Here is a 13,876-nt window from a genome sequence, read left to right as displayed (position 1 = left end):
TTTTTTATTAATTATAAGAATTTAATAATAAAATTTAATTTTGAAAATCAGAGAGTTACAACTAATTATTGATGAGATTTATGGGAGATTTAGCTAAAAAAAGAGATGTTAGATTAATTAATAAAGTTTTGGCGCATGAAACGGGTCATTTAATAGCTAACATTCTTTTAAATGATATACAGCCTGAACCAAAGGTTGAGATGATAGTCATATCGTGGAGTAAGCAGTATAAAAAACCTTGGGGTAGAATTGAATACACAGCAAAAGAAGGTTCTGACTCTTGGGAACTTCCAAAGGATATAGATTTATGTTGTACTACAATTTTATCTCTTTACTCGGGTTGTATTTGGGAAACTTTTTTTGATTCAATATATCATAAAAGCCAATTATCTCTTAGTGATATTGGAAAATGTTATGAAACTTCAGGTTTAAGTGATATTCAAACTATTTGTAGTATAAATAATAAACATGTAAAGCTAAAATTAAATCAAGAATTTACGGAAAACAATATAAAAGTTCCCTATATTAATATACTTAACAGTTTAAATGCAAGAAAACAATCCATTTATGATTTTTTTGAAAATATTTCCCAAAAAATTGAAATTGGATTATTTGACGGTAGAAATCCGATGGATTATCAACTATCATCAGAACAACTTGAAGAATTGAGTGCTTTTATACGCAGTGAGTTTATTGAACCCTATAAGAAGGAGCTATTAGATATTCTCAGTAAAATTAGAGCAGTTGTTCTATCCATTGATTAGCTGCCTCAACAATCCAAAACAACGTAATTTAAGATAATTTGATTAATAAATTTATATTTAAAAAGCCGCCGGTTAAAAACATTTTTTTAATTATTGTAAGTATTATTTCAATCATAATATTTACCCCTTTGTTGGAATCAACATTTGATTATATAGTTGAGAATTCTAAAATCTATGATGTAGAAAATTCATATTTATTAGATTCTTTGCTTATAGGATTTTTAATAGCTACCATATTAATAACAATAAAATTAATTCCGAATATAAGGTCAACACTTTTATTGTTATTAATTGGTGGATTTTATTACTACCAAAGATTTATAAATAATCATTTTGAATTTTTAAATTTTGAATTATTGCATCGCTTAATGTATTTTGATGTAATTTTCATAATCGTCTTAGTTTATTTAGGAACTTATTTAAAATATTTTGGAGTTAAAAAAAATAAGGAAAAAAACACGTTGGAAGAAGATTCTCCTATTAAGAATAGAAGAGATGATCAATTAGATAATTTGTTTTCTAAAACTGTTGAAAAAATAAAAAAAATAATTGACAAAAATAGTTTTGAAACTTCTTATACCATTGGAATAAATAGTGAATGGGGAAATGGGAAATCTACTATTTTAGAAATGGTGAAAAATGAATTAAAAAATGATTCAGATAAAATTATAGTAGATTTTAATCCTTGGATGGGATTTGATAAAAAAGTTTTGATAAAGGATTTCTTTAATTCTTTATCTGAATCACTCACAGAAAATGATATTTCAAATGAGGTTTATCAATACTCCGAAGAATTAGTTAGTGTAACAGATAATTCTGTTTTGAAAACGATAAAGAATATTTTTTACAGAGAAAAATCCTTAGAAACTTTATTCAATAATATCAATAACAAAATAAAATTATTGAATAAAAAAATAGTCGTTTTTGTAGATGATATTGACAGATTAGATAATGAAGAGATTTTTCAATTATTGAAATTGATAAGAAACACAGCAAATTTTCAGAGGACATATTTTATTATGGCCTATGATAGAGAATATGTTGTTAGTAGCATAAATGGTTTAAATGAATATTCTTCTATAAACTATTTAGATAAAATTATAAATACAGAACTAATGCTTCCATATTTTGATAGAAATATTCTTAAAGAAATATTCAGAATAAATTTGATAGAAAAAATTGGTGAAAAATATAAGGAAAGAGTTGATTATGCTTTAGATATTGGAATGGATAATTCTGATGTTTTTGATTATGAAGAAAATATAAATAATAACTTTAATAATTGGGTTAACAATATCAGGCAAATTAAAAAGCTGATTAATTCCATTTATATAAATTTTAATGATTTTTTCGATGAAATAAACTTTGTTGATCTTTTTTACATTGAATTATTAAAATTAAAATATCCGTATTTATATAAAATATTATATTCACAGAAAGAGACTTTATTAAGAGAAAGGTCTAACATGTTGTACTTTAGATATTTAGATGAGAAAAATAATTTAGCAGAATATTTTGAGACAAAAAAAAGCTCAATTTTAGATGCAAAAAATAAAGCTAAATTTGAAGAAACAGTTATAGGAGATATATTAGAGAAATATTGCATACAAAATAATATAATAGAGATTGAAAAGAAAAAGATAAAATTATTATTGTTGAATCTTTTTGGAATTTACGATAAAACTGGAATTAGTTCTTCAACATCAAAAAGTGAAGAGAAAAAACTATCAATATCTTATTCAAATAAATTCGAAAGATATTTTTCAAGTACAGTTTTTAGGGGGAATATATCAGAGGTTGATTTCGGAAAATTATTAAGTTTTGACGAAGAAAATAGAAGAAAAACTATTTCTGAATGGATTAATATTGGAAAAGAAAAAGATTTGAAATTTAGCTTATTAGGTAATATCAATTATAAAAATAGTATTGGATTTGAAAATACAATAAAGTCTATTTTACAGCTTGTTTACATTGATTCTCAAATAAATAAAAATCAAAAAATAGGATTTGATTTGCAACAATTCAGATATAAAATTCAATATTATAAAGGTGATACAAAAATCATTAGCTTATATCAATCTGAAAATGAACTTAAACAATTTATTAATGGCATATTTACTAATGCAGTATATCCGTATACATATCTGGCGCAAGTGCTATATGCTATAAACTCAAATGCATTTAGAGAAGAGTTAGAGTTTATTTTAAATACAGATGAAATAAATAGTATTTTGAAATCTTATATTTTGAAATATTTAAAAGAAACTACTGTTTTAGATAATAGTTTTTGGACACTATTTAAACTATGTAAGAAACTTAGCTTTGATAATGGATTTAAAGTTTTTACTATATATGAAGAAGTAAAGGAGGAAATTATTAATGTACTGAAAGATGAGGAGAATGCTGAATTTTTCATTAAATCAGTTATTGAGAGGGGTATGGATAATGATGTTGGAAAAATTCATTTAAAAACAATTGAAGATATTTTTGATAATGTAGAAAATTTTGAAAAATTGATTCTTAGTGATATAGATGAAGAGAAAACTCCTTTGAAATTTGAGTTTAAAGATTTTTATTTAAAGGCTAAAAACAACAATTGGGAAGAGGTTATATATGATTTTAAATACTTAAAACTTAGTAGAGAATCAAACGAAATAATTACAATGAGATAATGGATTTTTACAAATTGGATACTAAATCTTTATAACAGCCCATAAACAGTAAGGAGAAACTTTCTGTATCGGGAAATAGTCAATCTCTACAAACCCTTATGAATACTGCGTTTAATATTATGGTAGATTTCATCCTTAACCCTAAATATTTTCCGTTTCGGGAGCTGACCCCAAAAGTATAAACAAGCTATCCGAAAATCCGGATAGCTTGATTTAAAAAATTACTACTTGATAATGAATTCTTGCAAAACTTTTTCCAAATTAGATTTTAATAAATCCATATTGGTGTCCAGTTTTCGTTTCTTCACAACTTCTGCAAGCAAATCCATTTTCTGCAAAATAGATTGTTTTAAAAATTCATACCTACCTTCTTCTGTTTTATTGAAGAAATTTTCATCATTTACGATGATAGGAATGCCTATAGCTTTTTCATTCTTGCGATAGGATTCTATTTCTTTTATATATTGGAGCTCTGTTATATATGGCTTTACATGAAATTGAAATAGAGCTAATTCTAAATCATTGCCATAATCTTTCCAGTGAAGCTTTTTCAGTTCTTTACTAATGCCTTTTTCTCCCCAAATGTAAGGTCTAAATGCTTCCGATATTGCTGTAAATTCATTTTCTTTTAAGTTAGGATCAAATCCAATTTTCATAAAGCAACCTAATATATTTGTATTCTCTTCCATGTTTCTATATTAATGATTATTTTTATTCCAAGGTCCTTTGTTAATTTGATTCTCATTAAATTCCCAATCCCATGCGTCTTTCCTATTTTCGAATTTCTTGATAGGCTCCATATATTTATCCTGCATAAATTTTTGAGTATATCTCGTTTCTGGTATTTACTTAGAAGTAATTCCATTTTTTAAAATGCTTAATAAATCCTGCTCATTGTTTGTGGAATTCATTTCAGTTAATACTTTATCATTTATGAGTTCTTTCAACTGAACAAGCCTGTCATTATCCGCTATGTCTGATTCTAGACTCAATAAATAGGTTATTCTCATATTTTCTGATATTCGTATATCTTCTAAATTGCTTGCTGAACTTAAACGATTATCTACATGATTTACAAAACCGTTTAATGGTAACCTATTTATTACATAACCATAATTAATATAAAATGAATTATTATACTGGGATTTTTGAAGATTAATTATCTTATTAATTTCTTCTCCATTCATTACCCAATTATTACCCTTCCTTTTAAATCCAGCCGTAATAAATATGTCATCTAAAAGTTTGATCAATTCTTGTTTTTCGATAAATCTCTTTTTAACAATAAACCTCTAAACATGTTTATAATTTCTTAGACTTAAAAGCACTTTATAAAAAAGGGCTACCCCGCAAATACAGGCAGCCCCTGATTTAAAAGTATGTGTTTTATAAATAGTTACTTTAAAAGTCTATTTAACTCTTCATTTACAGCAGGCGTAATATGAATTTCTTTACGCTTTTCCAGTTCTAAAAGTCCCGAAATAGATAATGCTCTTTCTGTAAAAGGAGTAATGAATTCAGTGAAAAATTGTTCTAATCTATTTTTTCTTACCTGATCATTCATTGGTTCATCAAAATTAAATAAAGATCTATATTCAGACGGTTGCCTTCTTGAAACATTTCCTATCTCTTTTTTTACCAAATCTTTATTTCTAAAATAATTATTACCAAACATACCCTGAACATAAATTTTAATATTCAATTCAAAATATTCTCCATAGTTTGATTTCTGTAAATCAAGTACTACGATACTTTCAACTCCATCATTAAACCAACCTCCAAAAGCACTTTCAAATCCATTATTTTTTGCTATTTCTCCGAATATTTCTTTAAATTCTTTACTGTTCATAATTATTTTTTTATACAATAAAGCCTACAAGTACGCCTTAGCATGTTATAGTAAATTAAAGTTTCTCCTTACTAATCCTGGAATCATATCTCCGGCTCCTTTTTTAACTCTTTTAAAATGTCCATAATATTAATTTTACTATTTAGAACTATTTTATTCAGGTAAGGAATAGGGTGAAAAACAGGTGATATGTTTTCATACCGCCTGAAATAATGCTTATGCTATCCCTTATATCTCAAATCATAATTTGTTGAACGCCTTGCGTCCTCTACTAAACGCCAACCTTCTTTTAGTTTTTGTTCTGCATTCGGACCAATCCATTCCATAAAATCATATTTCTTAAAAGATTTTTTAATCTTTTTTATAAGTTCTTTATAGGTAGATTCTGAAAATGAGTTTTCGTTAACATAAGCAGTCCTACTTACGACCAATATATTTTCTTTTTTTGTATAAATACCTCCTAATCTCAGTTCTATACTTTGAAGATTTTTCATTGGATCAACCGCATATAAAATACCTCCTTTTCTTTGGGGAATATCTCGAACGATAACCTCATTACTTTTTTCCATTATCATTAAGCTATTTTGAGATGATCCATAGTATGGATTATCAATATATCCTAAGTCTAGAATTTCCTCATATGATTCATAAATAGTGGGAATATTATATTCAAATAGACCTGTCAATACATATTTTATATCAAATATAGATTCTATATGGGATAATATTGGAATTAAATCTTCTTTTGTTGCATAAAACATTAATTGTTTGCCTGCCATAATTATTTCTTTTTAGGTATTAATAATAAATGTTCTCCTGGTTGAATTTGGGTTCTTATTCTTATCGCATTTCTCAATTCTCTTGCATTAGGAGTAACACCATCCTTCAATACATCTACCGTATTTATCCTTAATGTAGGGTATTTAGGATGCGTAGCAGTAATATCAAGATAAGAGCCTCCTTTTCTTCCTCCATTCAAAGGCTTGAGATGTTCTTCTTTAAAGCCTCTTTGCCCTCCAAATTCTATTTTATATCCTCTACTTTCCAACGTTGATGAAATTTCAGATATTTGTGCTCTTGTCTCTGCATTTCCCAGCCTTCCTTTACTGCTTGTATAATTCCCTTCGTATATTTTTTGAGGTCCTTCCTTATATATTGGAACTGGCTGCTCATTGACAAGATTGTAGCCGGCAAGTTGATCAACACTCTCACCAATATCTCCAATTACCACAGGGGTTGTTTTCACTGGAGTTATTCCTACCGTAGTAGTTTTCGGGGTGTTATTGAAGGTCCATGCACTTCTACCTTCAGCAATAGGAGCGCCCTTTAATATTGTTCCTTGCGGAGCACCTATTTCAGCCGCCTTTATATTTTTGACAATCTGCCCTCCAGCTCCTAATAGTGCGCCTCCAGCACCTCCTATAGCGGCTCCTGACAAACCGCCCATTATGGTTCCTTCTATTACATTTTCACCAAACATTACTGCGGTAGCAAATCCACTAAGAGCACCAGCGGTCGTAAATAATTCTTTTAATTTTTCAATTCTTAAAGAATCATCTAATGGATTATCAAAGTCAAATATTCGTCTATATTGATCTGTTTCATTTTCATTTATATCTCCTATTGGACTTTTTATTAAGTCTTTTGAAAGGAGTATAAATTCTCTCAACATACATTCGGATAAAAAAGGTAGATCAACGAAAAAGGAAAATATAGCACAATCAACTTTTTATCTATTAAAATAATATTATGATAGATTTCATCCTTAACCCTAAATATTTTCCGTTTCGGGAGCTGACCCCAAAAGTATAAACAAGCTATCCGAAAATCCGGATAGCTTCATTTAAAAAATTACTACTTGATAATGAATTCTTGCAAAACTTTTTCCAAATTAGATTTTAATAAATCCATATTGGTGTCCAGTTTTCGTTTCTTCACAACTTCTGCAAGCAAATCCATTTTCTGCAAAATAGATTGTTTTAAAAATTCATACCTACCTTCTTCTGTTTTATTGAAGAAATTTTCATCATTTACGATGATAGGAATGCCTATAGCTTTTTCATTTTTGCGGTAAGATTCTATTTCTTTTATTTGCTGTAATTCAAGTGGACTGAAGTTCACATAGAATTTAAACAGAATAAATTTTATATCCCTTCCGTACTTCTCATACTTTAGCTTCGCCAGATCATTACTAATACCTTTCTCATTAAATATGTATAATTTAAAGTCATTAGCTAAATCAAGTTTCTCTTGTTCGCTTAATTTGGGATTATAGCCGATACTGAAGAAGCATCCCAAAATATTATTATCTGTATTTTCCATTGTATTAATGATTATTTTTATTCCAAGGCCCTTTATTTACCTGATTTTCATCAAACTCCCAATCCCAAGCAGCTTTTCTATTTTCAAATTGTTTGACGCGTATCATAAATTTATCCTGCATAAATTTTTGAGTATATCTCGTTTCTGGTATTTGCTTAGAAGTAATTCCATTTTTCAAAAAGGTACCATCATTTGAGTAAAGCTTATACCCCCACGTTGGTCTAACGCTTTTCAATGAATTTCCATGAACAACGTCTGTAGATTTAGCAGCAAAAGTCTTAGTAAAATTGTTCTTACCTTGATAGCTAAATTTAGGCGTTTCCTTATATATTGGCACTTTGGCAGCTCCCTCATCAACAAGCTGGTAACCAACAACTTCATCAGCGTATCCACCATTAACTTCTCCAACGACAAGGTTCCCCGTTTGTGGTTTTAGCGCTGTTACCCCTACAGTGGTAGTTTTCGGTGTATTATTTAAAGTCCATGCGCTTCTACCTTGAGCAATAGGAGCGCCCTTTAATATTGTTCCTTGCGGAGCACCTATTTCAGCCGCCTTTATATTCTTGACAATCTGCCCTCCAGCTCCTAATAGTGCGCCTCCAGCACCTCCTATAGCGGCTCCTGACAAACCACCCATCATGGTTCCTTCTATTACATTTTCCCCAAACATTACTGCGGTTGCAAATCCGTTGATAGCACCTGCAGCAGCTCCTCCAGATGCTCCGGCAATGGCTCCTCCTAAAAGACCTCCCTGTATTCCGGATGATGCGGCTGCGGTAAGAGCAGCAGAACCTACAGCGGCTCCAACCCCTCCGGTAAATGCTCCTACGGCAGCACCCATTGCTATTTTCCCCCAGGTAGCTCCCCAATTCCATTGTACAGGGTTCCATGAGCCATTGGCTTTTACTCCTGTTAAGTAGCCTCCTACAACTGCTCCTACAAGGATCCACGCAAACTCTCCATTAGGATCATTATAGATCATTGGATTATTCATCACATACCCGTACCTGTTGTAGATTTGGGTATTAAAAGGATCCTGGATATTTTCGTCCGCATTCAGAAATCTTCTCAGCAGTGGGTCGTAGAGTCTTCCGTTCATGTGGATAATTCCCACGTCTATAAAGTGCTCATGTCCGGTATAGCCTCTGTCTATAAGCATTCCTTCGGAATTGTTTATCAGAATGGCTATATTTTCTTTACCAACAGCTAATTTACTTTTTCCGATACGAAGATGGGTTAAGTTGCCCCATGCATCAAAATGCCTTTGCTCAAGCATTTTTCCGGCTTCATCACTAATAGCTAAGATACTTCCCAGATAGTCTTTATGCAAAAAATTAAATGATCCGTTACTATCATCAAAGTTTTTCAAAAATACAATATTACTCTCATATGCATTCCCCTCAATATAAATGATGTGTTTTTCTTTTCCAGTTATATTGTTTTTTACTACTTCAAAGCTTCCTTCTTCGCTGTATAGCTTGGTGAATTCTCCGTCATCTTCCGGATTAAAAACTCCTTTACACGTCACCCTTTGTCTCATACCGGTCAGTCCATACTGAAATGCTACAGAACCTTTTTCCCCAGCAATATATACCGGGTCATTATTCTCATTGTAAAGAACAGTCTGAACAAGATCCTGGTCATAATTTTCCATTCCCTCATTGTTTAGAGTCATTCCGGTCGCCTGATATATTTTGTCTGCATTTTCATACTTGATGTTTCCAACCTGATCATTTTCCATGATTCTTCCTTTTACATCATATGTATTTCTATTGGTAGAAGGCTTAAGTCCTGTCACCGGATCGGTCCAGTTTACCAGGCGGTTGTTATCATCATAATCAAAATATTCAGTTTCAATAGTTCCCGATTTTCTGCTTTTGAGTTCATTTCTAATAGCATCAAAGGTGTAAGAAATATTAAGAATATTCGGTTTTAAAGATGAGGAGTGATTGACATTTGCCAAAAATCCATTACCATCATATTCATTATTAATCTCAGCCGCTCCCAATTTAGCCTTTACGAGCAGTCCTTTTGCATTGATTTCTTTCAGCTCCCATAAAACTTTCCCTGAAGTCTTATCCTTAACCTGATACAACTCACCATTCCATGCATTGTACAGATTTTCTACAGCAACATTGGTTGTTACTGTGGAAGTCTGTATTGCTTTTTCATATGAGCTTATCCTTCCATTGTTGTCATAAACAATATTTTTGTCTGAGAAATATGCTTCAGGGGTCTCCTGGAAAGAGGAAACTGTCCTTCCCTGAGGGTCATAGTTTATTGTGTAAATATATTTTTTACCATTGGAGATTCCTGCTTTTTCATTGAGTCTTCCCTTATTATTATAGGAAAAACTCATCATCTTTTCAGTTTGGTTACCCGTGGTAGATTTCTCCTCTAGGCTGATAAGTTGTCCCAGGGTATTATACTTATATCTTTTCTCACCTCTTGGGCTTTTAACTCTTGAAAGTGATCCCATATAACCAAGGTACTGATATTCATATACCCCGGTAGAAGGGTCTTCTACCCGTATTTTATTCCCCCAGTCATCATACTTGGTGGTCACAATATGCTGTGCGTATTTGGCCTGGATCTGCTGGCCTTCGGCATTGTAAGAAAACTGTACCGTACCTCCCTTATCGGTTGATGATATGACATTTCCTAAAGCATCCATTGTCTGGGAAGTTGTCCTTCCGTAATCCAGTGGACTGGTTTCCTTTACCGTTGTAGTAAATCCTGATATGATAGTCTCTGTTTGTTTTCCGGTAAATGCTGTACTCTTTACCTTTGGCGGAAATACGGTATCATCATAAACAAAAGTATTCCAATAGCTGGCAGACTGCCCTTCAAAATAAGGCTCTGATTCCTTGAGTTTCCTACCCAATATATCATATTGAATGTCTCTAGACACATATTGTCCCTGTGTAAAGGCTTTGGAAGATGTTTTATATTCCTGTCCCAGCTTATTGGTATAAATTTTTGAAACATCACCATCAGGATCATTGCGGGTAATCATTTCATTGTACTGGTTGTCTTTAGCGTACTTGTAAGTCGTTGTTCCTGCAAGGCTGGAAGCAGAACTTACCAGCTTACCCCACACATCAAAGGTATTGGCTAAAGTGTTGCCATCCGGATCTGTTTGGGTTAGTATCTGCCCTAGACTGTTGTAGGTAAACTGCGTTTCTCGTCCTAGATTATCAGTTTTTTTAACAATAAACCTTCCTGTAGAATCATACGCATCTTTCTGAGCTTTTGAATTCCCATCAATACCAGATACCGTTTTTTTGAATATAATGTTTCCAAACCCATCATAAGAATATCCTTCAGTCACTGCTTGGGTTGTATTATTTCCAGGGAAAAACTGGCTGCTTTTTAAAAGGTTATTCTCATAGGAATAAGTAGTAAAGGTATTTTGTATATCACCATAAGCTTCCGTTTTTTCAGCCTTATTGGTAGGTCTTCCTAAATAATAGTCTTTTCCTGTACCCCAGATATTATGGGCATAGTCGAACTCTGTGGTAGATACAGCGTAACCGTAATTGGTACTCACTTCTATTTTGGAAGGCAGATAATAGTTTTCATAAGTCGTTACTTTTTGAGTGATTGTCCCGGTTAAGAAATCTTTTGTTTTGGTAAACTTAGGAACAATTGCCGTAACAATTTTGGATTGATATCCCGAAGGTACAGAAGTAACTACCTGACCGTTCAGCAGCTTATCTGCTTTATATTCTACAGATTCAAAGCTTAACAGCTGGGTATTATTCTCTGAAATATCTGCCGGAAAAATAATACTTTCATTGTTCGTTCTAATGCTCCATTCTTTTACTGGCACTCCATCCAAAATTGGATCTATTTGTGATCCCGACCATATTTTGGTGTTTTCAAAACCTTCAGCATACCATGATGAACGGGCGATTTGATGAAAACCCAATAATTTTTTTCCTTGCAGATTTCCTATAAGCCCTCTGTAACGGAAATCCTGCTTTCTTCCTTCTTCTGCAAGCTGGGAAACGGCATAGGCCTGATCGACCCTGCCCATGGAGTAGTAAGGATAAAGCTCCTTCTTTTCTTTCTTATAAAAATCAGGAGTAGTTGTATTACCGGGAACTACTTCCAGGTATTTTACAGAGGTAGTTACGCCTCCCTGGGTAATTGAAGCCACTCTTGCTAACTCAGAAACAGCAGTAGGTCCTTTTATTTTTTTTAGGAACTGCTTCCAGTATAAAAAAACATTGTAATAATTATTCCCGGATTTTATAGAATTGGTAATTGGAGTAAACAGCGTAAGATCCAACAGGTCCTGAATCTCATACTGCGGGCTTTGGAATGACCAGTTGGAAGTAAAATTAGGAGTTCCGTTAACGTCAGATCCATTAGCCAATTTAGCACTTATCGTATACCCGAAATTCCTATAGTTGGTATTAAACATATTGATTTGATTATAGGAAAACACCTGAACAATATCAGATTTCCCATCTTTATTCATGTCCGTAACCGAAAAGAAATATTGCTTTGCAAATTTGGCATAATTACCGGTCATTTCCTTTTGGAACTTCCTGTAGGTAAAGAATTTCTTCTTCAGGAAAGGGACAAACCCATTGTCTACTCCTATGTAAAATCTCCAGTCGTCAGGTTTTCCTATGGCATAATCTGTAACAGGAATCGCAAAGTCAAGCTTTCCATCGCCATTATAATCTCCGTATAAGACCGGAAATTCAGGGTCTTTAGTTTCAAGCAGGTTTCCGGAAAACCTTATTTTTTGCTGGTACTGCGTAGCGTCATATTTTACAAACTCAAAAACGGTATACTGTGAATCAGAGACATTGATAATTTCCACTTTTCCATCTCCGTCTATATCCAGATACTTCCGTTCCTTATAAATATTTTCATTGATTCCCGGAGCGAGCAGCAAGGAAATTAATGGAATAGCTGGATTTTTAAGGTCTACAATCCCCTTTACATTAAATCCAGCCGGAGCTCCATCATCAAGAAAGGCATCAGGTATGCCATCCCCGTTGAAATCACCTACTTCAAGGATTAAATTATCACCTGAACCGTGAAATACTGTATTACCCAGACTTTTATCGAATACTTTTACAAAATCATTATTTCTAAAAATATAGCCATAAATTCTGCTGTCTTTATATTCAACAATCCCATTCCCGTTATACACTTGTCCCTCTTCATCTAATAATGTACTGACTACTTTAGCATTACCGGCAAAATTTTTACCTGTAGAAACAGTTGAAAAAGTCTCATTGAATGCACCCAGCTTTACTGTACCGTTATTCATCAGAAAATCCAGATAAGAATCTCCGTTGAAATCCCCTACCAACTTAACATCATTAAAAGGCTCAGGCTCCGCAGTATACTCTGCATAAGAAGAATTTACCATAGGAGGATAGTTGAAAGTTACAGGATTCGCAGGTTCATTATTGGCATTATACTCAGTAATTTTTCCAGCAAACTGGTAATTGGTTCCATTACCTGTATACTCTATGCTGTATCTCTTAAACTGATTATTACCTGTAATTACTTTTACCTCGGAAAGAATCTTGTTTTGGTAAGATCTGAGTCCTTGTACATAAGATTCTTCTTTTAAATCTCTGTCATTGTAGGTGAACTGTATGGTGTTCATGTGAGGCGTGTTCATATCCTTATTACCACCCCACCTTATGCTGCTTATCAGGGCAGCACCAGTTCCCTGTACATAATTGTATGAAATATAATTTCCCTGTGGATCTTGCCATTCACTTATATTATATTCAGTTGGAATTCTGGCATCTGCACTACGGCCATACCAGGCCTGAGAACCGTCCTCAAAAGTCACTTCCCAATATTCCGGACCATACCATCCAGCGGCAGTTCCTATAGATTTAAATTTCGCATTGGAATATTTCTCTGTTACATACTGAGCGCCGTCTTTACCATATTCTCCTGATTTGAGTACCAGTCTTTTACCATTAAAACTGTAATAATCAGAGAAGTCCATCTGAAGTCCTTTTACCTCTCCGGTATTTTCTATGTTTTTAGATGTTCTGCTGATTGTGGTTATTCCTGAAATTCTCCATCCATATCCAGCTATACCATTACCTGATTCACTGTTGTAAACCAAACTAATCTGTGGTGATACTGATTTTATTCCCGGAGGAAGGTCCAGGGGCAATGAAAACTGCAGCTGTCCAACTCTGTTTACTTCAATATTTCCTTTAGTATCATGGAAATTCTGGGCAAAGCAGAACACTGAAATTAAAGATAATACGAGCGAT

General features: G+C 32.7%; 9 protein-coding genes. 2 read left to right on the top strand and 7 right to left on the bottom strand.

The window, feature by feature from the left end; translation table 11 throughout:
- Positions 1-80 precede the first annotated feature (80 nt).
- Positions 81-764, top strand: coding sequence for a hypothetical protein (locus AC27VX_RS18630; protein WP_488697225.1), 684 nt, complete (start codon positions 81-83; stop codon positions 762-764).
- Between the two features lie 128 nt (positions 765-892).
- Positions 893-3,436 carry a KAP family P-loop NTPase fold protein gene (locus AC27VX_RS18625; protein ID WP_488697223.1) on the top strand — a complete coding sequence of 848 codons (2,544 nt, stop codon included), beginning with the start codon at positions 893-895 and terminating at the stop codon, positions 3,434-3,436.
- Between the two features lie 224 nt (positions 3,437-3,660).
- Here the strand turns inward: AC27VX_RS18625 and AC27VX_RS18620 are convergent, their stop codons facing one another.
- The 7 genes from AC27VX_RS18620 to AC27VX_RS18590 all read right to left on the bottom strand — a co-directional run bounded on the left by AC27VX_RS18620 (position 3,661) and on the right by AC27VX_RS18590 (position 13,851).
- Positions 3,661-4,125 carry an Imm44 family immunity protein gene (locus tag AC27VX_RS18620; protein WP_488697221.1) on the bottom strand — a complete coding sequence of 155 codons (465 nt, stop codon included), beginning with the start codon at positions 4,123-4,125 and terminating at the stop codon, positions 3,661-3,663.
- A gap of 156 nt (positions 4,126-4,281) precedes the next feature.
- On the bottom strand, positions 4,282-4,689 hold the full coding sequence (locus AC27VX_RS18615; protein WP_236855308.1) for a DUF4304 domain-containing protein: 408 nt from the start codon (positions 4,687-4,689) through the stop codon (positions 4,282-4,284).
- 143 nt (positions 4,690-4,832) lie between these two features.
- Positions 4,833-5,285, bottom strand: a complete 453-nt coding sequence (locus AC27VX_RS18610) for a DUF4304 domain-containing protein (RefSeq protein WP_488697219.1) — start codon at positions 5,283-5,285, stop codon at positions 4,833-4,835.
- 221 nt (positions 5,286-5,506) lie between these two features.
- The gene (locus AC27VX_RS18605; protein ID WP_236855305.1) at positions 5,507-6,064 is read right to left on the bottom strand and encodes a hypothetical protein; all 558 of its coding nucleotides are present in this window, start codon (positions 6,062-6,064) and stop codon (positions 5,507-5,509) included.
- A 2-nt stretch (positions 6,065-6,066) separates the two neighbouring features.
- Positions 6,067-6,957, bottom strand: coding sequence for a hypothetical protein (locus AC27VX_RS18600; RefSeq protein ID WP_488697217.1), 891 nt, complete (start codon positions 6,955-6,957; stop codon positions 6,067-6,069).
- Between the two features lie 182 nt (positions 6,958-7,139).
- Complete coding sequence (locus AC27VX_RS18595; RefSeq protein ID WP_488697215.1) at positions 7,140-7,607, bottom strand: Imm44 family immunity protein; 468 nt, start codon at positions 7,605-7,607, stop codon at positions 7,140-7,142.
- A gap of 4 nt (positions 7,608-7,611) precedes the next feature.
- Entirely contained in the window at positions 7,612-13,851 is a 6,240-nt protein-coding gene (locus AC27VX_RS18590; protein WP_488697213.1) for an RHS repeat-associated core domain-containing protein, read from the bottom strand.
- Positions 13,852-13,876 lie beyond the last annotated feature (25 nt).

The organism is Chryseobacterium sp. 14P4.3.2 (genome assembly GCF_057799275.1).
The sequence above is the reverse complement of the archived record's forward strand: the minus strand, read 5'-3'. Positions and strand labels throughout refer to the sequence as shown.